Below are 23,594 nucleotides of genomic sequence, written 5' to 3' on the forward strand. Positions count from 1 at the left end.
ATCATGGCCGACCACCTGTTCGTCTACTTCCGCATCGCCGAGCGTGACGCTGCCGCTGCCCTGCCGCGCTGGCAGCGTTGGCTCGAGACCGTGGAAGAAGCGACCGGCGTGGCCGGCGCGTTGATGCGCCGCCCCGAAACACGCGACGGCCAGGCCACCTGGATGGAGTCTTACTACGACGTCCCGCCCGCATTTGCCGCCACGCTGGCGGCGCTGTGGGAAACCGGCGGCCCGCGCGAATTCGTCGCGGGTGAACGCCACGCAGAGCTGTTTGTCGATCTGGAAAACAGCTGACGGCGCCCTGCCGCAATCCTCATCGCAAAAATCCGGCAGGCTGCTATGCTTGGCCGAAGCCCGCGCGACACAGGTCGTCACATTGACCATTGGTCGTTCGTTGCGCGGCACGTTCAAAGGAAGTGCTCATGTGTTTGATTCTCACGGCCTGGCACGCCCACCCCGCCTACGCGCTGGTGGTGGCCGCCAACCGGGACGAATTCTATGACCGCCCTGCCGCGCCGCTGGCGTGGTGGAGCGATGCGCCCAATGTGCTGGCCGGGCGTGACATGGCCCAGGTGGTCGGTCACGCAGGCACGTGGATGGGCATGACGCGCGACGGCCGCTTTGCCGCGCTGACGAATTACCGCGCGCCGTCCGAGCGCCGGCCCGATGCACGCTCGCGCGGCGAACTTGTCTCCAATTTCCTGATGGCGGACGACATGTCGGTGCCCGCGTATCTCGACAGCCTCGCCGCCCGCGACCGCGCCTACAACGGCTACAACCTGCTGACCGCCACGCGCGACGAACTCTGGTGGACAAGCAACCGCGCCGAAGCGCCGCGCAAGCTCGCGCCGGGCCTCTACGGGCTGTCCAACGCATTGCTCGATACGCCGTGGTTCAAGGTGCGGCATCGCATGGCCGCCTTTGCCGAAGCGCTGGCCGCAGATACGGGCCGGCACGGCAACGCGCTGGACGTGGCGCGCTATCTCGATCTGCTGTCGGAAACGCGTGAAGCACCGACTGGCGCCCTGCCCGCCACAGGCGTGGCCCCAGAGTGGGAGAAGCTGCTGTCCGCCGCGTTCATCCGCTCGCCGCGCTACGGCACGCGTGCCAGCACCATCCTGCGCATCCGCCACGACGGCTGCTTCGACGTCACCGAGCGCCGCTTCGACGCCCAGGGCCAGATCGGCGAGACGCGCTATCTCGGCGTGCTCGATACCGTCACGCACGCCGATACGTAAGCGCTGGGCCGCTCAGGCCGCTTCCCGCCCAGCGCTGGCGGCCTGATCCACTTCCATTTCGGTGATGGCCGCGCCGCCCGGGCGCAACGCCGAATGTTCGCGCTTGGACTGCACCAGCGGATAGAACATCTGCGCCGTCCACGGCTCGGCGCCGAACAGCACGTCGTCCTGCAGGCCGATCTTCTCGGGATATTTGCGCGTGATATGCGCGGTGCCGAACAGCACATCCCAGAAGAACAGCAGGTTGCCGAAATTGCCTTTGTAGTGGCCAATGCCGTCGGCGTTGGTGAGCGCGTGATGCGCCCAGTGCGTGGCGGGCGTGGAAATCGTCCGCTCGATCACCCACATCAGCGGGCGCAGTACGCGGATGCGGTATAGCGGCGCGTCCCAAGGCCAGGCGCAATGCGCGCCCACAATGACGGTCAGCTTGACGACCAGGTACGCCGCATAGACCGGCCCAAAACCGAGGTATACGGCCACGCCGCCAATCCACAGCCCCGGCATCATCAGGTAGTAGAAGAAGTTGTTGCGGTACGTCACGCGCACACTCATGTACGACGCACTGTGGTGTGCGCGGTGCAGCGGCCATAGCAGCGGTGTGTGCGAGGCGCGGTGCCAGAGGTATTGCGTCAGGTCATCGCCAATCAGCAGCAACCCGGTCATCGCCCACCAGGGCAGATCGGCCCAGGCGTTGTGCTGCGCGGGAATGAGCCACTTGCACAATGCGTTGCTGCCCAGCAGCGCGATCGGCTGCGTGACGGCAACAAGGCTGATGAACATCAGCGCTTCCAGCCACGCATCGTTGCCGGTGGCGCGGCCGCGCACGTTGGCTTGATAGCGCCGCGTCACGAATTCCATGGCGGCAAATCCGAGGATGCAGGCGACGATCAGCGCGTGCTCCATGTGCGAACTCATTGGTGTCTCCTCGCTTTTGTTGTGCAGACAAGCCTAGGAGTGCCACACCAATGCGTCCAATGCATAATGAACATCCGTTCAATGCGCAGGACGCAATGCCATGGATTTGCGACGCCTCAGCCACGTGGTAGCCCTCGCCGACACGCTGCACTTCGCGCGGGCCGCGCAGGCAGTGCATCTGAGCCAGCCCGCATTCAGCCGCAGCATCCAGGCGATCGAAGACGATCTCGGCATCCGCCTGTTCGATCGCGAAACCGGCGACGTGCGCCCCACACCGGCCGGCGAATTCGTCATCAAACGTGCGCGGCGCCTGTTGTTCGAAGCGCGCTGCCTGCAACGCGATGTCGATCTGTATCGCGACAGCCAGCTCGGCGACACGGCGTTCGGCGTCGGGCCGCTGCTGACGGCCACGCTGATGCCGCAAGCGCTGCAGGAACTGCGGCAGCAGCATCCCCAAGTCGCACTGCGCATGGAAGTCGGCAATTGGGTGCAGCTGCTGGAAAGCCTGCGCAGCGAAAGCATCGAGTTCTTCGCCGCCGACGTGCGCGACATGCCGAAAGACGCTGCGCTGGACATCCAACCGATCGGCGGCCAGCCCCCTCACCTGTACGTGCGGGCTGGCCATCCGCTTGCAGGGCGCACACACACGCTGCGCGAAGTCTGGGAATACGGCATTGCCGTACCGAAGCTCCTCAGCCCGTCAAAGGTGGAACTGGCGATGCTGCTTGGCCTGCCCGCAGGCCAGGAAGCCAGCATCGCGCTGGAATGCGACAACTACGGCGTATTGAAGACGGTGGCACTCACAACGGACACCGTGCTCGGTGCCACGGATGCAGCGGTGCGGGAGGAGCTGGAAACCGGCGCGCTGGTGCGGCTGGCGGTGAAGGGTTGGCTGTCGCCACCGTCGACCACGGGGATTGTGCGACTGCACGGCAGAACCGCGTCGCCGGCAGCGCAGGCGGCCATCGCAGCGATTGTGCGGGCCGCCCACGGCATCAACGTGTAAGCACGCGGCGCATGGTCCGGTGCGGAATGCCGGCCTCCTCGAACTCCTCGCCCTCGGCCGTAAAGCCCGCGCGCACGTAGAACGGCATGGCGTGCGTTTGCGCGTTCAGGATCAGCTCTGGGTAGCCCAGCGACTGTGCCTTGTCGATCAAGGCATCCAGCACGCGCGCCCCGACGCCCGTGCCCCGTGCTTCCTTGCGCACCGCCATGCGGCCGATATGGCCGTCGGGCAGCAGGCGGCCGGTGGCGACGGCTCGCCCGGCCGTATCGTGTGCCAGCGCATGCCAGCACTCGTCATCCCATTCGTCCCATTCCAGTTCAACGGGCACGCCTTGCTCGATGACGAACACGTCGTAGCGGATGGCGCGCGCTTCTTCACGCACGGCGTCCCAGCGGGCAACTTCAACACCGGCAAGCGGGCGGACAGATTCAGGGGCAGTCATGCTCGGTTCTCACACTTCAGGCTTCAGGACTTCGAAATTGAGGATGCGCTCGCGCAGCGTGTCGGGAATCGGCGCGGAGGTCTGCGTGGCAGGGTCGGCGCACACGTAGATGACTTCGCCGGTGACGAGGTGTTCGTCTGCGCGATACATCTCGATGATAAAGCGGATGCTGGAGCGGCCCAGGCGCGCCACGCGGCAGCGCAAGTCCAGCTCGTCGTCAAAGCGCGCGGAGGCGTGATATTCGAGCGTGGATTTGACCACGTAGAAATCCACGCCGAAGGTGTCGACCACATCCACCGGATACCGCACGCCGATGCTGCGCCAGTATTCGGTGATGCACACATCGGCGTACAGCAGGTAGTGGCCGTTGAAGACGATGCTCTGCGCATCGACTTCGGCCCAGCGTACGCGCAGGGGTGTGCTGTGGCGGAAATCCTCGATCGCCATGCGGTCTCCTTTTTTTGCTTTGGTTATGGGGATTCGGTCTCGGTGCCGAAGGCGCGGCGTAGCGCGTTGGCGGCGTCGCGATGCGCGTCTTCGACGGCCGGCACGAAGCGCCCGATCTTGAAGAAGTCGTGAATCATGCCTTCGTACAGTTTCAGCTCGACCGGCACCTCAGCTGCGCGCAGCTTGTTGGCGTAGCCGATGCCGGCATCGCGGATCGGGTCGAAGCCCGCCACCGCAATCCATGCGGGGCATACGCCGGTCACGTCCGCGCCGTGGCCGCCTGCATCGAGCGGGGCGAAACGCCAGTCGTCGCGGTCGGCATCCCTGCGCAGGTATTGCGAGAAGAACCAGCGGATCATCTCGTGCGTCAGCAGGTAGCCCTCGGCAAACTCGCGGTGCGACGGCGTGGATTCGCGTGCGGTGGTGCCCGGATAGATCAGCAATTGCAGCACCGGCGCCAGGCCGCGATTGCGTGCCTCGATGGCGGTCACTGCGGCCAGCGTTCCGCCGGCGCTGTCGCCGCCGAACGCGATGCGCGCCGGGTCGACGCCGATGGTGGCGGCTTCGTCGAACACCCACTGCAGCACGTCGAATGCGTCGTTCGCTGCGGTGGGGAATTTCCACTCGGGGCCAAGTCGGTAGTCCACCGACAACACCATCGCGCCCGATTTGGCCGCCAGCGACCGGCAAAGCTGGTCGTGCGTCTTGATGCTTCCCACGGTAAAACCGCCGCCGTGGAAATACACCAGCAACGGCAGCGGATCGGCCCAACTGGCCTCACGCGCCGCGTACGTGCGGATGGGAATGGCATGGCCGTCGCGCGCCGGCACCGTCAGGTCGTGCACGGCCTCCAGCGGGATGGCCGGGATATCGACGATGGGGCTGCTTTTTTCGTAGGCGATCTTGGCGTCGGCTGGGTCAAGGGCGTTCAGCGGCGGACGCTTGGCACGCGCCACCAGATCGAGCAACTGGGCAACGTGCGGGTCGAGAGATGGGTGCTGCATGCGGGGCGGGAACTGAACGATCGTTCTAATTTGGCTATCATCGGAGTATCCATTGAACCACGCCCGCGCGACAAGACGGGCGACGCAGGCAAACACCCTCCGGAGACAGCATGGCCCTCATCTTTTACCTCACCCACGTTCACCTCGGCTTCGGCACCGTCAACGAACTGAAAAGCGAATGCGCACGCGTCGGCATCCGCCGGCCGATGATCGTGACCGACAAGGGCGTCGCGGCGGCAGGCTTGGCGCAGCGCGCCGTTGACGCCACGGGCGGCCTGCCCGTCACCGTGTTCGACGAAACGCCTTCCAATCCGACCGAGGCGATGGTGCTGAAGGCCACGGCGCAGTACAAGGACGCCGGCTGCGACGGGCTGATCGCCATTGGCGGCGGTTCGTCGATTGACCTGGCGAAGGGCATCGCCATTGCGGCCACGCACCCGGAACCGCTTACCACCTATGCGACCATCGAGGGCGGCAGCACGAAGATCACGGAAGCGGCAGCGCCGCTGATTGCGATTCCCACCACGGCCGGCACCGGCAGCGAGGTCGCACGCGGCGCGATCATCATCCTGGAAGACGGCCGCAAGCTCGGTTTCCACTCGTGGCACCTGCTGCCCAAGTCGGCCATCTGCGATGCGGAACTGACGCTGGGCCTGCCGCCCGCGCTGACGGCCGCCACCGGCATGGACGCGATCGCGCACTGCATCGAGACCTTCCTGGCGCCGGCGTTCAACCCGCCTGCGGACGGCATCGCCCTGGATGGTTTGGAACGCGCATGGGCCAACATCGAACGTGCCACACGCGATGGCGCTGACCGTGATGCGCGCCTGAACATGATGAGCGCGTCGATGCAGGGCGCGATGGCGTTTCAGAAGGGCTTGGGGTGCGTGCATTCGTTGTCGCACCCGCTGGGCGGCGTGAAGGTCGACGGCAAGACTGGGCTGCATCACGGCACGCTGAATGCGGTGGTGTTGCCGGCCGTGCTGCGCTTCAACGAAACGGCCGAGACGGTGGTGCGCGACAACCGCTACGCCCGCATGCGCCGCGTGATGAACCTGCCGGCGGGCGCTGACCTCGCCCAGGCGGTGCATGACCTGACGGCGCGCCTGGGCCTGCCGACCGGCCTGCGCCAGATGGGCGTGCCCGAAGATGCGCTGGAACATGTCGTGGAAGGCGCCCTGCTCGACCACTGCCACAAGACCAACCCGCGCATTGCCACGGCGGACGACTACCGCCGCATGCTGGCGGAATCGATGTAACCCGGGCGCTCAGGAAACGAACGACCGGATCAGCGCCGCAATGCGCTCCGGTTGTTCGTGCACGACCCAGTGCGTGCCGTCGGGAATGCGCTCGAGGCGCATGTCCGGAATGAAGCGTTCCAGCCCGTTGAGCAGGCTTTTCGGCAGCGCCATATCCATCTCGCCCCAGATCACGAGTGTGGGCACCTTGACGACAAACGCCTCGGGCGGCATCTGGTCGATGCGCAGCGGCGCCGTGCCCTCGGCAGGCGGGTGCAGCGGCGAAGCGCGGTAGTAATTCACGCCGCCTGTCAGGCCATGCGAGCCGCCCTCGCCCGGCTGGCTCCAGGCCGCGTGATAGCGCGCCCGCACCTCGGGCGTGAACCATTCGGCCACGGGCTGGCCCATGCCGCTGAAGAAGCCTTCGAGCTTTTCGAAGTCGTTGGCGGCCAGCGCCTCCTCCGAGCCCGGCTTGCGCAGCCAGTTCATATACGCCGACGAGGCCTGCTGCGCCGGATCGCTCAGCAGCGCATTAGCAAACACCCAAGGGTGCGGCGAATTGACGATCACCAGTCGCTCGACCAACTCCGGATGCTGGATGGCGAGGTTCCAGCAGATCGCCCCGCCCCAGTCATGCGCGACCACAATGGCACGCTCATAGCCCAGCGCCGTGATGAACTGCGTCAGATCCTCCACCAGCAGTTTCGGGCGATACGCATCTACGGCAGCCGGCTTGCTCGACAGGTTGTAGCCGCGCATGTCGGGCGCCACGGCGAAGTGCGTGTCGCCAAACGCAGCCAACTGCGCTTCCCACTCGTACCAGAACTCCGGAAAGCCGTGCACGAACAGCATCAGCGGCGCGCCACGCTTGCCGGCGCTGGCGTAATGCAGCCGCGTGCCGTTGGGCAGATCGGCGAATTGCGATTCCGTGATGGCGGCAGCCGTTGCAGTGTTCATGGCGATCTCGGGGTTGTGGCAGTCGTGGAAGTGGAGTTACCCGCGCAGCGCATCGACCAGACGCGCGCGCACGTCCGGCTTGCCTTCAAACGGATCGGACGGATTGCGCTGCGAGATGATGTCTTCAAAGCGATGCTGCACGGGCGCCAGCGCGTGCGGATGCGAATAGATGTAGAAGCCCGCGTTGCGGATCGCATCGAAAGTCATCTGGCCGACCTGCTCGGCGGTGACCTTGCCCGAGCTGACCGCCTTTTCCGACATGGCGCGCGAAACGAGCTGCGACTTGGTGGGCGGTGCCGTGTTCGCCAGATCCTGCGGGCGGTTGCGGTCAGACTGCGTGATGCCGGTCGGCACGAAGTACGGGCACAGCACCGAGCAATGGATCTGTTCGGTGACCAGGCTCAAGTCCTGGTACAGCGATTCGGACAGCGCCACCACCGCGTGCTTGGACACGTTGTAGATGCCCATGGCCGGCGCATTCAGCAGCCCCGCCATCGACGCCGTATTGACGATATGGCCCTCGTACGACGGATCCTTCTTGGCGGCTTCGAGCATAAGCGGGGTGAAGATGCGGACGCCGTGGATCACGCCGTGCAGGTTCACGCCGAGCACCCAATCCCAGTCGCGCTCGGAGTTCTCCCAGATCAGGCCGCCCGCGCCCACGCCGGCGTTGTTGAACAGCAGGTTGACCTTGCCGAATGTCTTGATGGCCGCATCGGCCAGCGCTTGCACGTCTTCCAGCTTCGACACGTCGACACGCAGGCCGATCACTTCCACGCCCTGCGCCGAGAACTCGGCCACGGCGGCGTCGAGCGCATCCTGCTGAATATCGGCCAGCACCAGCTTCATGCCCAACCCCGCGCCGATCTTGGCGAATTCCTTGCCGAAACCCGACGCACCGCCCGTGATGACGGCCACACCGCCTGCGAATTGCTTCATACGTGTCTCACTGATGTCGTTGTAGTAGAAAAGCCGATCGAGATGGCAAAGCCGTGTCAGCCTGCCGCCTCGACCTTGCGCACGGCATAGCCCACGCGCGGAAAATGCACCACTACCTGGCCGACGCGCGCATCTTCGCGCAGCACGCCGACGCTGTCGCGCGTGGAGACGACGAGGTCTCCTTCGACCGGATCGACGCCGTAGTCGACCGCCGCCACCGTCACGCGTGTGCCTTTGGACAGGCCGTAGCTGTCGTCGAAGGTGGCCTTCGCTTCAGGTTCCGTCAGCGCATGCGGCGTGGCGGCCTTGGCAATGTCCAGCGCCTCGGCAGACGTCATCGGTTGCGCCTGCGAATGGCCGAACGCAGCAACGCGATGCATCCACGCCACCACTTCGGGGTGCGCATCGAGAATGCCCGCCACCGCCGTCGCGCGGCGGATGAACCACAGGCAGTGGTAGACGGAAAAGTCGGCCACGGTCGGCTGCTCGCCAAACAAGAAGATGCGCTCACCCGTGGCCAGCTGGCGCTGCAGTTGTGCCAGAAAGACATTCAGCGTGGAGGTGGCTTCCGGCAGTGGCGTGCGCAAGCCGGTGCCGCCCACACGCATCGCCTTGCGGTCTTCCACGAAGGCTTTGACGAAGGCTTCCGGCGCATCGCCGAACAGGCTTTGAAAGCCCGCCGGCTGCGTCACGAATGTCGCCGTGGCCCAGAACAGCGTCGTATCGGCCCACTGCGCCATGGCGAACACCGCCGCTGCATGTTCGGACGGCACGAGCCGCGGCAGCGGATGAATCGATTCGAGCACCTGCGCGATCAGCGCCGTATCGCAGTAGATGTCGGCGCCGATCTGCAGGAACGGCGTGCGCCGGTAGCCGCCGGTGAGCGGCATCACATCGGGCTTGGGCAAGATCGGCGGCACCGTGACGGACTTCCACGGCTGGTCTTTGTAGCCGAGGATCAAACGCACCTTCTCAGAAAACGGCGAGGTGGCGTAGTGATGCAGGATCAGGTCCGTCATGCGGGCTCCAGAAATGTGCGTTGCCGATCAGTCGAGCAGATCGGGTTGTTCTTTGACGATGCGCGCATACAGCGGCTGGAACTGGAACCACCCCGCCTGCGCCGATCCGACGATCGAGTACGCCTGGCGGGCAGCGGCATCGGAAATCGTGCGCGGTGCATCGCCGGTGCGGGCGGCAGCGGCTTCGGCCAGCAACTGCACCTGGCAGGAGCGCTCCATCGTGATGAACCACCACGCGGCCTCGTCGACCGTCTTGCCAACCGTCAGCAGGCCGTGGTTCTGCAGGATGGCGGCCTTGTTGTCGCCCAGCGCTTCTGCAATGCGCTGGCCTTCGTCCAGCTCGACCACCACCCCGCCGAAATCGTCGTACAGGGCATGGTCGTCATAAAAAGCGCACACGTCTTGCGTAAGCGGATCGAGCTTGCGGCCGAGTGTCGACCACGCGCGGCCGTACGTGCTGTGCGAGTGCGCAGCGGCCACCGCATCGGGCCGTGCCTGATGCACGCGCGAGTGAATCGCAAACGCGGCGGCGTTGACCGGGTAATCGCCTTCGACCACGTTGCCGTGGTGATCGCAGCGGATCAGGTTCGACACCGTCACCTGGCTGAAATGCACGCCGAACGGGTTGACCCAGAAGCTGTCCTGATGCTCCGGATCGCGCGCCGTGATGTGCCCGGCCACGCCTTCGTCGAAACCGAATTTGGAGAACAGCCGGAACGCTGCCGCCAGGCGCTGTTTGCGATGCAGACGCTCTTCGGCCACGGTGGCAAATTGCGGCGGACGCGGCAGGTTGCGATAGCGGGCAGCGGCCTCGGGACTGAGGCTGGCGGCCATGCTGTCGGGCCGCTTGGCTTGCGTGGTTTCAGGTGCGTTCATGGTGTCTCCTTCACGCGTTTGTTGTGGGTGGGGCCATTCTGTGGCGGCCCTCGCCCAGCGGACTGTCAAGCGATTGACAGTCCGCGTGCGGCTCAGCTCAAACCAGCTTGACGAGTTGCTTGCCGAAATTCTTGCCCTTGAGCAGGCCCATGAACGCTTCCGGTGCGCTCGCCAGGCCCTGTGCCACGCTCTCGCGGAACTTCAGCTTGCCCTGCGCCACGAAACCGCCCAGCTCGCGCAGTGCTTCCGGCCACACGTCCATGTGCTCGGAGACGATGAAGCCTTCGATGGTCAGGCGCGACACCAGGATCAACTGCGGGTTCTGCAGCGGCAGCGGCTGACCGTCGTAGCCGGCGATCATGCCGCACATGGCGATGCGGCCGAACGCGTTCATGCGCGAGAGCACCGCATCCAGGATCGCGCCACCGACGTTCTCGAAGTACGAATCGATGCCGTCGGGCGTCGCTTCCTTGAGCATCTTGTACAGCTCCTTCGGGTCCTTCGCGGCCTTGTAGTCGATGCAGGCATCAAAGCCGAGTTCGTTGACCACGTAGTCGCACTTGTCCTTGCCGCCGGCAAAGCCGACCACGCGGCAGCCTTTGAGCTTGGCAAGCTGGCCGACCACGCTGCCCACGGCGCCCGAAGCGGCGCTCACCGCCACGGTCTGGCCGGGCTTCGGATGCATGATCTTGTTCAGGCCGTACCACGCCGTCACGCCCGGCATACCGACCGAACCGAGATACGCCGACAGCGGAATGTGGCGCGTATCGACCTTCTGAATGCCGCGCCCGTCCGACACGCCCACTTCCTGCCAGCCGAACATGCCGACTACCGCATCGCCCACGGCAAACGACGGGTTCTTGGATGCTTCCACCACGCCCACCGTGCCTCCGATCATCACTTCATCCAGCGGCTGCGGTTGCGCATACGACTTGCTGTCGTTCATGCGGCCGCGCATGTACGGATCGAGCGACAGGAAATGGTTGCGCACCAGCACCTGGCCGTCCTGCAGCTCGGGGAGGTCCACCGTCTCCAGGCGGAAATTGTCGGGCGTCACGGCCCCTTGCGGGCGCGAAGCCAGAACGATGCGCTGATAGGTCTTCGACATGAAAAACGCTCCTGAATATCGGATATCGGTGTTGGGTCAGGTTGTTACTTGTGTTGCATGAAGTACTCGGCCAGTGCCGCATAGGCGCGATGCGTGACCGGATCATTGGCAGCATTGGCAGCGACCGGGTGCGAGGCATAGCGCACGATCGTCATCTGGGCCACCGGATCAATATAGATGCGCTGGCCATGGATGCCGCGCGCTTCGAACGTGTGGTGGTCATTGCCCGAAACCCACCACATGTTGCGATACGAATAGCCGGGCAGCGTCGCGTAGCCTGCCTTGGCAAACTTGGCCGGGTCGCCGCCGCGGCGAATGTCGTCGATCACGCTCTTGGGCAGAATCTCCTTGCCGTTGAAGCGGCCGTCGTTGCGGATCATCTCGCCAAAGCGCGCCAGGTCGCGCAGCGTGGTGTTCAGGCCACCGCCGCCCGATTCCGTACCGATGCTGTCGACTGAGAAGTACGCATCATCCTGTGCGCCCATCGGCTGCCAGATGCGCTCGGACAGCAGCGCCGCCAGCGATTTGTTCGACGCACGGCGCACGATCCAGGCCAGCGTTTCCGCGTTGACGGTCTTGTACGAGAACTCCGCGTCGTGCTCGCCTTCCTTGCGCAGCGTCGTCAGGTAGTCGTAGAAATTGTCCGGGCCCTTGTAGCCGGCCGGACGTGGCAGCATGCCGCCGGCGCGGGCGTAGGCCCAGACATCGGCGTTCGGGTCGGCATAGTTTTCGGAATAACGCACGCCCACGGTCATGTCCATGACCTGGCGCACGGTGGCGTCCCCGTAGGCGGTGTCCTTCAGCTCCGGCACGTATTGCGTCACGGGCGCTGCAGGGTCGAGCTTGCCGTCCGCCACCAGCATGGCGGCCAGCGTGCCGACAAACGATTTCGTGACCGACATGGCGATGTGCTGCGTATGCGCGTCGAGCGCACCAAAGTAGCGCTCGTAGATCACCTTGCCCTTGTGCATGACGAGAATGCCGTCGGTGTAGGTCAACTTGAGCGCCTCGGCAAACGTACGGCGCGTGCCGTTCGGATCCGTAAAGAGCACGCCGCTGATATCGCGCTCCGCACGCGGCAGCTTGCTGACGGGACCGTCGCCGTGCCAGACCACGCGCGTCGGCACGAACTCGCGCACGTGGCTGTAGCCGTAGCGCGTGCGCGGGAACATGTTGCCCGCCAGGTCAAAGCGGATCGTGCGATCGGGCGGCGGTGGGAAGCCCTGCATCCAGCCCATCTTGTTCGGGTCGGATTCGTCGGCAGTCAACGGCTTCTGCATCGGCGGTGTCGGTGCGGGCGGCGCCTGCACAGTGGTTTTCGTGTCAGCGGCCGGTGCAGCAGCAGGCGCGGAGCTGGAGGCGCATCCTTCCAAGGTCATGATCAGTCCGGTGCAGCAAAGCAAAGTGACGACAAGGGCGGACGCCGTCCGCCGCGCAGGTTGTTGCATGGTTGTCTCCGTGGTTGCTCTTCTTGTGTGCCGGACGCTGTCCGGTGTGCAACTGGGTACTTGGGTACAGCAATTGCGGTGTTGACGCGTCAGCCGTCCGCACCGGGTTCGGGCGTGCGCGGCGGTGGCATGCGCTTGACGAACTTGAACGTGCCCGAGCTGCGTGCGACGAGCTTGTCATCTGCATCGCGCACCTCGCCTTCGCAGAACGCCATGGTCGTGGACTGATGCACGCAACGCGCGCTCGCCTTGAGGGTGCCGCGCCCGGGCTGCATGAACGCCGTCTTCATCTCGATCGTCACCACGCCGCGGCCATGCACGTCGGCCGAGCGCCCGGCCATGGCCATGGCGACGTCGAGCATCGTCATGGTCACGCCGCCGTGGGCCATTTCCCAGCTGTTCATGTGCTGCGCTTCGAGGGCGAGTTCGACCACGCCCTCGCCGTCGGCCACCTTCAGGCAACGCATGCCGAGAAGCTTCAGGAAAGGAATGTCGATCGGAAAACCGTTGTTGTCTGCGTTCATGCTGCGTCAGAAAGAGTGAGAAGCAGCCGAAATTAGACCACGCTCACGCCGCCGTCGACGGCGAGGATCTGGCCGGTGATGTGCTTGGACGCATCCGATGCAAACAGCGCGGCCACGCCTTTCAGGTCTTCATCGTCGCCAATGCGGTGCAGCGGGGATTTTTCCGTCAGCTTGTCCACGCCGAGCTTTTCCAGCGAGCCGCGCGTCATCTTCGAGGGGAAGAAGCCCGGCGCAATCGCGTTGACGGTGATGTTGTGCTCGCCCCACTCGCCCGCCAGCGCGCGCGTGAAGTTGACCACCGCGCCCTTGCTGGTGTTGTAGGCAATCGTGTCCAGCGAGCCCGGCGGATTGCCCTTCAGGCCCGCAATCGATGCCACGTTGACGATCTTTCCGTACTTGCGCGGGATCATCGAACGCTTGCCGATCTGCTGCGTGAGCAGGAACAGGCCGCGGATGTTCAGGTTCATCACCTTGTCCCACGCTTCGACTGGGTGGTCTTCCGCCGGTGCGCCCCACGTCGCGCCCGCGTTGTTGACGAGGATGTCGACGTGGCCGAGCTTGGCCAGCGCCTCATCGGCCAGGCGCTGGATGTCAGCTTCGACGGCGCCGTCGGCGGCAATCCAGTCGGCCTCGATGCCAAGCGACTTCAGGTGCGCCTGCGTCTCCTTCAGCTCATCGGCCTTGCGGGCAGACAAGACGATGCGCGCGCCCTGCTCGCCCAGTGCCTCGGCAATCTGCAGGCCGAGCCCGCGCGAGCCGCCGGTGATCAGCGCCGTCTTGCCGGAAAGATCGAAGAGGTGTTTCAGCGTACCCATGGTGTCTCCAGTCGTTGTCGTAGTTAGAACCAGGCGTCCTGCATGTCCAGCGTGGTCGTGTCAAGCGAGCCCAGCAGCACGATCTGCGGGTCGATCTTCGGCAGTTCCCACTGGAAGAAATAGCGTGCGGCCTGCAGCTTGCCGCGGTAGAAATCGGCGTCTTCGCCTTGGGCGTTCGGCAATGCCTTGGAGGCGGCCAACGCCTGCTCCAGCCAGATCCACGCGACGACCACGTGGCCGAACGCTTCCAGATAGACGGAGGCATTCGCCAGCGTCACGCGCGGGTCGCCAGCGGCCCACAGCGTCTGCGTGACCTTGGCCAGTTTCTGCGTCGCCATGCCGAGTGCGCGGCCGTAGCCGACCAGCGTTTCGTCGTCGGTTTCCAACGCGCGGCCGACGGTGGCCTGCACACGCTCACCCAGCGCGGCGAACGCAGCGCCGTCCTGCATCACGACCTTGCGGCCCAGCAGGTCCAGGCCCTGGATGCCGTGCGTGCCTTCGTGAATCGGGTTCAGGCGGTTGTCGCGGTAAAACTGTTCGACGTTGTATTCGCGCGTGTAGCCGTAACCGCCGTGCACCTGGATCGCCAGGCTGTTGGCCTCCAGGCACCACTGCGACGGCCAGCTCTTGGCAATCGGCGTCAGGATGTCGAGCAGCAGACCGAGTTTGGCGCGTTTGGCCGCGTCGGTTTCACCGCGCTCTTCATCGACGAGCTTGGCGCAATACAGGTTCAGGCCGAGCGCGCCTTCCACGTAGGCCTTTTGCGCGAGCAGCATGCGACGCACGTCGGCGTGATCGACGATGCGGACCTGCGCAGACGCGGCATCCTTGCCCGACGGCCCGACCGGACGCCCCTGCGGGCGATTGCGCGCGTAGTCCACCGCATGCAGATATCCCGTGTAGCCGAGCATCGTCGCGCCCATGCCAACGCCGATGCGCGCCTCGTTCATCATGTGGAACATGCAGGCGAGGCCCTTGTGCGGCTCGCCGACGAGGTAGCCGATGGCGCCGGCGCGCGGCTGGCCGTCTGGGCCTTTGGGGCGGAACTGCGTGCCCTCGCCAAAGTTCAGCAGGCAGTTGGTCGTGCCGCGATAGCCCATCTTGTGGTTCAGGCCGGCGAGGACCACGTCGTTGCGTTCGCCGAGCGAGCCATCGGCGTTGACGAGGAACTTCGGCACGATGAACAGCGAAATGCCCTTCACGCCGGGAATCAGCTTGCCGTCCGGCCCGGGAATCTTCGCCAGCACGAGGTGGACGATGTTCTCCGACAGTTCATGCTCACCGGCGGAGATCCACATCTTGTTGCCGGTCAGGCGGTATTGCGCGCCGAGCGGCGATTCGCCTTCGTAATCCGCTCGCGTGACGATGTCCGACAACGACGAACCGGCCTGCGGCTCCGACAGGCACATCGTGCCGTAGAAGCGGCCTTCCATCTCAGGCTGTACAAACGTTTCGATCTGCGCGGGCGTGCCATGCGCGAGCAGCAGATTCGCGTTGCCGATGGTGAGGAACGGGTAGGAGCTGGTGCCGACGTTGGCGGCCTTGAAGAAACCGAAACCGGCTTTCTCGACCACGGTCGGCAGCTGCATGCCGCCGCGTTCGAAGTCCTGCCCGGCTGCCATCAAGCCCGCCTTGTTAAAGGCGTCCAGCGCGACCTTCACCTCCGGAATGATGTGGACCTTGTTGCCGTCGAAGTGCGGTTCTTCTTGGTCGTTTTTCTTGTTATGCGGAGCAAACAGATCCGTTGCGATCCGCTCGCAGGTGTCAAGTGCGGCGTCGAAGGTTTCGCGGGAGTGGTCTGCGTAACGCGGAATACGCGTGAGCGATTCGACGTTGAGCCATTCGTAGAGCAGGAAATTCAGGTCGCGGCGGGATAGGAGTTTCGAGGACATGATGTTGGTGGTGCATCCCTTGTTTCATCCCCTGCCGGGGCTGACTCACTTTCTTTGTCTTGCCAAAGAAAGTAAGCAAAGAAAGGCGCGCCCGAGATGGCGATCAAGCCAGCTCTGGCAGAAACAAAACAGGCTCCCGTTTTGAGCGGGAGCCTGTCTGTTTAGAGCACCTCGAACAGGCCGGCTGCGCCTTGGCCGCCGCCGATGCACATGGTCACGACCACGTACTTGACGCCGCGGCGCTTGCCTTCGATCAGCGCGTGGCCGACCAGGCGCGCACCCGACACGCCGTACGGGTGGCCCACGGCGATGGCGCCGCCGTTGACGTTCAGGCGGTCCATCGGGATGCCGAGCTTGTCAGCGCAATACAGCACTTGCACGGCGAACGCTTCGTTCAGTTCCCACAGACCGATGTCTTCCACCTTCAGGCCGGCCTTCTTCAGCAGCTTGGGCACGGCAAAGACGGGGCCGATGCCCATTTCGTCCGGCTCGCAGCCGGCCACGGCAAAACCGCGGAACACGCCCAGCGGCTGCAGGCCCTTGGCGGCGGCCACCTTGCCGTTCATGACCACGGCAGCGGATGCGCCGTCGGAGAATTGGCTGGCGTTGCCGGCGGTGATCACGCCGCCGGGCATGGCCGTGCGGATCTTCGACACGCCTTCGAGCGTGGTGTCAGCGCGGATGCCTTCGTCTGCCGAGATCGTGACTTCGCGCGTCATGAGCTGGCCGGTCTTGGCATCGGCCACGCCCATCACCGTGGTCATCGGAACGATTTCGTCGTTGAACTTGCCGGCCGCAGCAGCAGCGGCTGCACGCTGTTGGCTTTGCACGCCGTATTCGTCCATGCGCTCCTTGGCGATGTTGTAGCGCTTGGCGACGTTCTCGGCGGTCTGCAGCATGCTCCAGTAGATTTCCGGCTTGTGCTTATTCAGCCAGCCTTCGGTCATCATGTGGCGGTTCATCTCCTGCTGCACGCACGAGATGGATTCCACACCGCCAGCCACGAAGATGTCGCCTTCATCGGCAATCACGCGCTGCGCGGCCATGGCGATGGTCTGCAGGCCCGACGAGCAGAAGCGATTGACGGTCGCGCCCGGCACCGTCACAGGGCAGCCGGCACGCAGAGCGATCTGGCGAGCGATGTTGGCGCCCGTCGCGCCTTCCGGGTTCGCACAGCCCATCAGGATGTCTTCCACTTCGCCCGGCTCGATCTTGGCGCGCTCGATCGCGTGCTGAACCGCATGGCCGCCCAGCGTGGCGCCGTGCGTCATGTTGAAGGCACCCTTCCAGCTCTTGGCCAGGCCGGTACGTGCGGTGGAAACGATGACTGCTTCGGTCATGGTGTTGCTCCTCGTATCTGGTGGCGGGCGCGGCTCCGGCAGCGCCCGATGTATTCCGTTATCCGTTCAAGACTGTGTGCGACTGCAACCGCGCGATGCCCGCATCCGTCATGCGCTGCCACGCTTGCGCCAGCGAACCGTTGAGGTCGATCGCGCGACAGGCATCCTCGATGACAGCGACGTCCAGCCCCGCAGCACGCGCATCCAGCGCCGACCATGCCACGCAAAAATCCGTGGCAAGGCCAACGCAGAACACGCGCTTGACCCCAAGCTCGCGCAGGTAGCCCAGCAGGCCGGTCGGCGTCTTGCGATCCGCTTCAAAGAATGCGGAGTAGCTGTCGATGTGCGGGTGATAGCCCTTGCGGACGATCAACTGCGCGTGCGGCACGTCCAGCCCATCGGCCAGCGCGGCGCCCGCGCTGTGCTGCACACAATGCACCGGCCACAGCACCTGCTGCCCATACGGCAGGTCGATCATGCCGAACGGCTGCGTGCCAGGATGGTTGGCCGCGAACGACACGTGCTCGGCCGGGTGCCAGTCCTGCGTCAGCACAGTACGACCAACGGGCCCGAATGCCTTGGCGAGCCGGTTGACGACCGGGATGACCTGGTCGCCGTCCGGCACGGCCAGCGCACCGCCGGGCAGAAAATCGTTCTGCACGTCGATGATCAGCAGGCAATCGGTGGGCGTCAGTTGCATGGTTGTTCAGTCGCGTGAGTCGGTTGATTCGCCGTTCATTCAGCCGTTAAAGCCCTTGCCTTCATCGGCCAGCTTCTGCAGCAGCGGGGCAACCTTCCACGCTTCACCGTGGTAGCCCTTGCTGTAGCGGTGCATGGCTTGTGCGACGTTGTACAGGCCGACGGTGTCTGCGTAGAGCATCGGGCCACCGCGGAACAGCGGGAAGCCGTAGCCGGTCAGGTAGACCATGTCGATGTCGGAAGCCTTGGAGGCAATGCCCTCTTCCAGGATCTTCGCGCCTTCGTTGACCAGCGCGAACACCAGGCGCTCCACGATTTCCTCGTCCGAGATCTTGCGGCGCGTGATGCCCAGATCCTTCGAGTGCTGGACGATCATGTCGTTGACCTGCTGGTTCGGATACGGCTTGCGGTCACCCGCCTTGTAGTCGTACCAGCCGCCGCCCGTCTTCTGGCCGAAGCGGCCCATCTCGCACAGCAGATCGGCCGTCTTCGAATAGACGATGTCCGGCTTGTCCACGGCGCGGCGCTTGCGGATGGCCCAGCCGATGTCGTTGCCGGCCAGGTCGCCCATGCGGAACGGGCCCATGGCAAAGCCGAACTTTTCGATGGCCTTGTCGACCTGCTCGGGCAGCGCGCCTTCGTCCAGCAGGTAGCCGGCCTGGCGGCTGTATTGCTCGATCATGCGATTGCCGATGAAGCCGTCGCACACGCCGGAAACGACCGCCGTCTTCTTGATGGCCTTGGCCAGCTTCATGACGGTGGCCAGCACGTCCTTGGCGGTGTCCTTGCCGCGCACGACTTCCAGCAGCTTCATCACGTTGGCCGGGCTGAAGAAGTGCATGCCGACCACGTCTTGCGGGCGCTTGGTGAAGCTGGCGATCTTGTCGACGTCCAGCGTGGAGGTGTTCGACGCCAGGATCGCGCCCTGCTTGACGACTTCGTCCAGCTTCTTGAACACGACTTCCTTGACGCCCATTTCTTCAAAGACGGCCTCGATGACGAGGTCGGCGTCCTTGATGTCGTCGTAGGACAGCGTCGGGGTCAGCAGGGCCATGCGCTGCTCGACCTTCTCTTGCGTGAGCTTGCCCTTCTTGGCGCTGTTCTCGTAGTTCTTGCGGATGGTGGCGACGCCGCGGTCCAGCGCTTCCTGCTTGGTTTCCAGGATCGTCACCGGAATGCCGGCGTTCAGGAAGTTCATCGAGATGCCGCCGCCCATCGTGCCGGCGCCGATCACGGCAACCTTCTCTACCTTGCGCACCGGCGTGTCTTCCGGCACGTCCGGAATCTTGCTCGCAGCGCGTTCGCCAAAGAAGGCGTGGCGCAGTGCGCGCGATTCGGACGTATTCACCAGTTCGATGAACAGGTCACGCTCAAACTTGATGCCGTCGTCAAAACGCTTTTCCACGGCGGCCTGCACGGCGTCAACGCACTTGCCTGGTGCCGGGAAATTCTTGGCGACGGCCGCGACGGAGTTACGCGCGAATTGCAAGAAACCTTGCGGGTTGTCGTGCTCGACCTTGCGATCGCGCAGCTTCGGCAGCTTGCCCTCGGCCGCGGCCTTCAGTGCGAAGTCGATGGCGCCGGCCATCAGGTCGCCTTCGATCATCTGGTCGAACAGGCCGCTCTTGGCCAGCTTTTCCGACGGGATGGCGTTGCCGGAAACGATCATGTTCAGCGCCGGCTCCAAGCCGATGGCGCGCGGCAGACGTTGCGTGCCGCCTGCGCCCGGCAGGATGCCCAGCTTCACTTCCGGCAGCGCGATCTGCGCGCCGGGTGCGGCCACGCGGAAATGGCAGCCCATCGCCAGTTCCAGCCCACCGCCCATCGCCACCGAATGGATGGCGGCCACGACCGGCTTGCTGCTCGACTCGACTGCCTTGATGACAGCGTGCAGCGTCGGCTCTTGCGTGGCCTTGGGGGTGTTGAACTCGCGGATATCGGCGCCGCCCGAGAAGGCCTTGCCCGCACCGGTGATGACGATGGCCTTAACGTTGGCGTCGTCGCCCGCTTTCACCATGCCTTCAACGATGCCCAGGCGCGTGGAGTGGCCAAGGCCGTTGACGGGCGGGTTGCTGAGCGTGATGACGGCAACGCCGTCCTGGACCTTGTACTCCGCAGTCATGCTGGTTCCTTTGGTGATGCGAGGGCCGGCAGATCAGGCGCACCGTGCCTCGCGGTTGAACTGTCTCTCAAGTATCGTTTTTTTTAACGCGCGGTAAGGCCGCGACTCGACACAGAATACACAAAATAGCACGGTCGTTCAATTTTTATTTTTGCGCTGCACGGCGCCGTCTGGCGGGCGATGCGGCACGGCCGGCGGGTTCAAACGCGTGTGCTGCAGCACGGATTTTTTGCCCGCTACGTGACGGTTTTGATAGAGTCGCGCATTTCGTTCGCCGGGTGCCCATCAGGCGCGGGGACGTCTCGTCACATTTCGTCGATTTGATTCGCGATCCGAGCAAAATCGACCACTCTGTATCCATGTCAGAACACGCTACCCCGTCCTCAGAGACGCCGGGCTTGCGCCGCACCTTGCGCGCGCGCCATCTCACCATGATCGCCATCGGCGGGTCGATCGGCACCGGGCTCTTCGTGGCCTCGGGCGCGTCGGTCTCGCAGGCCGGCCCCGGAGGCGCCCTCGCCGCCTACATCCTGATCGGGGCGATGGTCTATTTCCTGATGACCAGCCTGGGCGAGCTTGCAGCCTATATGCCCGTTTCCGGCTCCTTTGCCACCTACGGCGCGCTGTACGTGGACGAAGGCTTCGGCTTCGCGCTCGGCTGGAACTATTGGTACAACTGGGCCGTGACGATCGCCGTGGAGCTGGCGGCCGCGCAGCTCGTCATGCATTACTGGTTTCCCGATGTGCCAGGCGTGCTGTGGAGCGCCGTGTTCCTCGCCATCATGTTCCTGCTCAACGCCATCTCGGTGCGCGGCTTTGGCGAGGCGGAATACTGGTTCGCGCTCATCAAGGTCGTCACGGTCATCTTCTTTATCGGCATTGGCCTGGCGATGATCTTCGGGATCATGAAGGGCGGTCCGCAATCGGGCCTGCAGAATCTGACGATCGGTGATGCGCCGTTCGTGGGCGGGCTGCCGGCGATGATCGGCGTGGCGATGATCGCGGGGTTCTCGTTTCAGGGGACGGAGCTAATCGGCGTGGCGGCTGGCGAATCGGCCGACCCGGCACGCACCATTCCGCGTGCGGTCAAGCAGGTGTTCTGGCGCATCCTGTTGTTCTATGTGCTGGCGATCTTCATCATCGGCGTGCTGGTCCCGTACACCGATCCGAATCTGCTGTCGACGGAAGTCACCAACATTGGCGTGAGCCCGTTCACGCTGGTGTTCAAGCATGCCGGCCTGGCGTTTGCCGCCGGCTTGATGAATGCGGTGATCCTGACGGCCGTGCTGTCGGCAGGCAACTCGGGCATGTATGCATCCACGCGCATGCTCTACAACCTCGCCACCGAGGGCCGCGCGCCGCGCATCTTTGCGCAACTGACGCGGAACGGTGTGCCGCGCAACGCGCTGCTGGCGACGACGGCCGTCGGCGCGCTGTGTTTCCTGAGTTCGCTGTATGGCGACAAGACGGTCTACTTGTGGCTGCTGAATACGTCCGGCATGACGGGCTTCGTCGCATGGCTTGGCATTGCCATCAGTCACTACCGATTCCGCAAGGGGCTGGTGGCGCAGGGGCATGATCCGGCGCAGTTGCCGTACCGCTCCAAGTTCTTCCCGTATGGTCCGCTGTTCGCGTTCGGGCTGTGCCTGGTCATCACGCTCGGCCAAAACTACCAGGCGTTCACGAGCGGCACCGTCGATTGGCCGGCGGTCATCGCAACCTACATCGGTATCCCGGTCTTCTTCCTGATCTGGATCGGGTATCGGCTGGTGCGTGGCGGCGGCATCGTCCGTTACCAGGACATGCACTTCCCGCGCCCGCCCGTGCTGCGCGATTCGCTGGCCGGCCAAGACCCCGGCCCTGAATTGCCGACCGTCCCGAACCGCACGCAGTAATTACACCCGCTCCGCCTGCCGTTTGCACAGCATCCGGCCGGCGTTTTTATTGGGGCGCCCGCTCCGGCGCCACCGGCTATGCATACACCCATCACCCCCACCGGCCTCGAAGCCCAATCCGAACTGCGCCGCCGCCTGCGCTCGCGCCACCTGATGATGATCGCCCTGGGCGGCGCCATCGGCACGGGGCTGTTCGTCGCATCCGGCGCGTCCATTGCGCAAGCTGGTCCCGGCGGCGCACTGCTGACCTACACGCTGATCGGCGTGATGGTCTATTGCCTGATGACGAGTCTCGGCGAGCTGGCGGTGCATCTGCCGGTCTCGGGCTCCTTCGTGACATACAGCCGTTTGTATGTCGAAGAAGGCTTCGGCTTTGCACTCGGATGGAATTACTGGTTTGCACTGGCCGTGTCCGTTGCCGTGGAACTGGCCGCCGCGCAACTCGTGATGAAGTACTGGTTCCCGGGCGTGTCGGGCATGGTGTGGAGCGCCGCGTTCCTGCTGCTGATGTTTGGCCTCAATGCTTTCTCCGTGCGCGGCTTTGGCGAGGCGGAATACTGGTTCTCGATGATCAAGGTCGTGACCATCGTCGTGTTCCTGCTGATCGGCCTGGCGATGATCTTCGGCATCATGCACGGCGGGCCGCAGTCAGGTTGGCAGAACTTCACGGTGGGCGATGCACCCTTCGTGGGCGGTGTGCCTGCCATGGTCGGTGTGGCGATGATTGCCGGGTTCTCGTTCCAGGGCGTCGAGACCATCGGGGTGGCCGCCGGCGAGGCGGAGAACCCCTCCCGCACGATCCCGCGCGCCATCCGCCAGACGTTCTGGCGCATTCTGCTGTTCTACGTGCTGGCCATCCTGATCATCGGCGTGCTGCTGCCGTACACCGACCCGAACCTGCTGCGCAATGAAGCGACGGACGTCGGCGTCAGCCCGTTCGCGCTGGTGTTCCAGCATGCGGGCCTCGCATTTGCGGCCGGGATGATGAATGCGGTGGTGCTGACCGCGCTGCTGTCGTCCGGCACGTCGAGCCTCTATGTATCGACGCGGATTCTGTACGACCTGTCGCTAGAAGGTCAGGCGCCGCGCTGGTTTGCCAAGGTGTCGGGCAACGGCGTGCCGCATCGCGCGCTCGTCGCCACGTCGGCCGTTGGCGCGCTGTGCTTCTTCAGCTCGTTGTTTGGCGATCAGGTGGTCTACCTGTGGCTCCTGAATACGTCCGCCGTGACGTGCTTCATTGCCTGGTTCGGCATTGCGCTGGCGCACTACCGGTTCCGCAAGGGGTTCACCAGCCAGGGGCATTCAGTGGCGCAACTGTCGTATCGGTCGCCGTTCTTCCCATTCGGGCCGATCATGGTCGCGATCCTCTGCGTGGTGATCATTCTCGGGCAGAACACCAAGGCGCTGTTTGCGCCGATCGACAACTTCGGCGCCTTCATCGCAACCTATTGCGGCGTGATCCTGTTCGTGGCGATCTGGCTGGCTTACCGCTGGAAGTTCAAGACGCGGTTCGTGAAGTACTCGGAGATGCAGTTCAGCGCCGCGCATCTGCAACAAGCCGAGGCGACCACGGAAGCCGCTGCGGCGCGCACTGTCGTCAACTGAGTGCCATAAAAAAGCCCGCACGGTTGTCCATGCGGGCCATCTGTACGCCGTGAATCGACCAGCGG

At 64.5% G+C, this 23,594-nt stretch carries 22 protein-coding genes; 6 read left to right on the plus strand and 16 right to left on the minus strand.

What is annotated here, in order from left to right; all coding sequences use genetic code 11:
• Positions 1–3 precede the first annotated feature (3 nt).
• Entirely contained in the window at positions 4–294 is a 291-nt protein-coding gene (locus R2676_RS23330) for a DUF4936 family protein (protein WP_206272095.1), read from the plus strand.
• 128 nt (positions 295–422) lie between these two features.
• On the plus strand, positions 423–1,238 hold the full coding sequence (locus R2676_RS23335; RefSeq protein ID WP_027681435.1) for an NRDE family protein: 816 nt from the start codon (positions 423–425) through the stop codon (positions 1,236–1,238).
• Between the two features lie 12 nt (positions 1,239–1,250).
• Here the strand turns inward: R2676_RS23335 and R2676_RS23340 are convergent, their stop codons facing one another.
• Positions 1,251–2,153, minus strand: a complete 903-nt coding sequence (locus R2676_RS23340) for a sterol desaturase family protein (RefSeq protein ID WP_206272094.1) — start codon at positions 2,151–2,153, stop codon at positions 1,251–1,253.
• A 100-nt stretch (positions 2,154–2,253) separates the two neighbouring features.
• Here R2676_RS23340 and R2676_RS23345 point away from each other — a divergent pair, with 100 nt between their 5' ends.
• Positions 2,254–3,159: a LysR family transcriptional regulator gene (locus R2676_RS23345; RefSeq protein ID WP_206272093.1), complete on the plus strand. Its 906-nt coding sequence runs from the start codon at positions 2,254–2,256 to the stop codon at positions 3,157–3,159.
• Here R2676_RS23345 and R2676_RS23350 read toward each other — a convergent pair.
• Genes R2676_RS23350 through R2676_RS23360 form a run of 3 tightly spaced genes read right to left on the minus strand, consistent with a single transcriptional unit; the run spans position 3,149 to position 5,052 of the window.
• A complete protein-coding gene (locus R2676_RS23350) occupies positions 3,149–3,601 on the minus strand; it encodes a GNAT family N-acetyltransferase (protein ID WP_206272092.1) in 453 nt (150 codons plus the stop codon). The genes R2676_RS23345 and R2676_RS23350 overlap by 11 nt on opposite strands.
• 9 nt (positions 3,602–3,610) lie before the next feature.
• Positions 3,611–4,048 (minus strand): acyl-CoA thioesterase, encoded by a 438-nt coding sequence (locus tag R2676_RS23355; protein ID WP_102067238.1) that lies wholly within the window; start codon positions 4,046–4,048, stop codon positions 3,611–3,613.
• Positions 4,049–4,071: 23 nt separating this feature from the next.
• Positions 4,072–5,052, minus strand: coding sequence for an alpha/beta hydrolase (locus R2676_RS23360; RefSeq protein ID WP_206272091.1), 981 nt, complete (start codon positions 5,050–5,052; stop codon positions 4,072–4,074).
• A gap of 110 nt (positions 5,053–5,162) precedes the next feature.
• Here R2676_RS23360 and R2676_RS23365 point away from each other — a divergent pair, with 110 nt between their 5' ends.
• Positions 5,163–6,311 carry an iron-containing alcohol dehydrogenase gene (locus R2676_RS23365; RefSeq protein ID WP_206272090.1) on the plus strand — a complete coding sequence of 383 codons (1,149 nt, stop codon included), beginning with the start codon at positions 5,163–5,165 and terminating at the stop codon, positions 6,309–6,311.
• Positions 6,312–6,320: 9 nt separating this feature from the next.
• On the opposite strand, the gene R2676_RS23370 is transcribed toward R2676_RS23365, so the two are convergent.
• The 12 genes from R2676_RS23370 to R2676_RS23425 all read right to left on the minus strand — a co-directional run bounded on the left by R2676_RS23370 (position 6,321) and on the right by R2676_RS23425 (position 20,029).
• The gene (locus R2676_RS23370; RefSeq protein WP_206272089.1) at positions 6,321–7,247 is read right to left on the minus strand and encodes an alpha/beta fold hydrolase; all 927 of its coding nucleotides are present in this window, start codon (positions 7,245–7,247) and stop codon (positions 6,321–6,323) included.
• A 36-nt stretch (positions 7,248–7,283) separates the two neighbouring features.
• Complete coding sequence (locus R2676_RS23375) at positions 7,284–8,186, minus strand: SDR family oxidoreductase (protein ID WP_206272088.1); 903 nt, start codon at positions 8,184–8,186, stop codon at positions 7,284–7,286.
• A 56-nt stretch (positions 8,187–8,242) separates the two neighbouring features.
• On the minus strand, positions 8,243–9,205 hold the full coding sequence (locus R2676_RS23380; protein ID WP_206272087.1) for a glutathione S-transferase family protein: 963 nt from the start codon (positions 9,203–9,205) through the stop codon (positions 8,243–8,245).
• Positions 9,206–9,232: 27 nt separating this feature from the next.
• On the minus strand, positions 9,233–10,081 hold the full coding sequence (locus R2676_RS23385; RefSeq protein WP_206272086.1) for a class II aldolase/adducin family protein: 849 nt from the start codon (positions 10,079–10,081) through the stop codon (positions 9,233–9,235).
• A gap of 97 nt (positions 10,082–10,178) precedes the next feature.
• Positions 10,179–11,189: an NADP-dependent oxidoreductase gene (locus tag R2676_RS23390; RefSeq protein ID WP_206272085.1), complete on the minus strand. Its 1,011-nt coding sequence runs from the start codon at positions 11,187–11,189 to the stop codon at positions 10,179–10,181.
• 44 nt (positions 11,190–11,233) lie between these two features.
• Positions 11,234–12,637, minus strand: coding sequence for a serine hydrolase domain-containing protein (locus tag R2676_RS23395; RefSeq protein WP_206272084.1), 1,404 nt, complete (start codon positions 12,635–12,637; stop codon positions 11,234–11,236).
• Positions 12,638–12,726: 89 nt separating this feature from the next.
• Positions 12,727–13,161: a PaaI family thioesterase gene (locus R2676_RS23400; protein WP_027681422.1), complete on the minus strand. Its 435-nt coding sequence runs from the start codon at positions 13,159–13,161 to the stop codon at positions 12,727–12,729.
• Positions 13,162–13,193: 32 nt separating this feature from the next.
• Complete coding sequence (locus R2676_RS23405) at positions 13,194–13,976, minus strand: SDR family oxidoreductase (protein ID WP_316887538.1); 783 nt, start codon at positions 13,974–13,976, stop codon at positions 13,194–13,196.
• A 23-nt stretch (positions 13,977–13,999) separates the two neighbouring features.
• Positions 14,000–15,868 (minus strand): acyl-CoA dehydrogenase, encoded by a 1,869-nt coding sequence (locus R2676_RS23410; protein WP_206272083.1) that lies wholly within the window; start codon positions 15,866–15,868, stop codon positions 14,000–14,002.
• A gap of 161 nt (positions 15,869–16,029) precedes the next feature.
• Complete coding sequence (locus R2676_RS23415; protein ID WP_027681420.1) at positions 16,030–17,208, minus strand: acetyl-CoA C-acyltransferase; 1,179 nt, start codon at positions 17,206–17,208, stop codon at positions 16,030–16,032.
• Positions 17,209–17,266: 58 nt separating this feature from the next.
• Entirely contained in the window at positions 17,267–17,908 is a 642-nt protein-coding gene (gene pncA / locus R2676_RS23420) for a bifunctional nicotinamidase/pyrazinamidase (RefSeq protein ID WP_027681419.1), read from the minus strand.
• A 39-nt stretch (positions 17,909–17,947) separates the two neighbouring features.
• A complete protein-coding gene (locus tag R2676_RS23425; RefSeq protein ID WP_206272082.1) occupies positions 17,948–20,029 on the minus strand; it encodes a 3-hydroxyacyl-CoA dehydrogenase NAD-binding domain-containing protein in 2,082 nt (693 codons plus the stop codon).
• A 359-nt stretch (positions 20,030–20,388) separates the two neighbouring features.
• Here R2676_RS23425 and R2676_RS23430 point away from each other — a divergent pair, with 359 nt between their 5' ends.
• On the plus strand, positions 20,389–21,924 hold the full coding sequence (locus tag R2676_RS23430) for an amino acid permease (RefSeq protein ID WP_206272081.1): 1,536 nt from the start codon (positions 20,389–20,391) through the stop codon (positions 21,922–21,924).
• Between the two features lie 78 nt (positions 21,925–22,002).
• Positions 22,003–23,529 carry an amino acid permease gene (locus R2676_RS23435; RefSeq protein ID WP_206272080.1) on the plus strand — a complete coding sequence of 509 codons (1,527 nt, stop codon included), beginning with the start codon at positions 22,003–22,005 and terminating at the stop codon, positions 23,527–23,529.
• Positions 23,530–23,594 lie beyond the last annotated feature (65 nt).

Source organism: Ralstonia flatus (assembly GCF_958439105.1).
GTDB classification, from domain to species: Bacteria; Pseudomonadota; Gammaproteobacteria; order Burkholderiales; family Burkholderiaceae; genus Ralstonia; species Ralstonia flatus.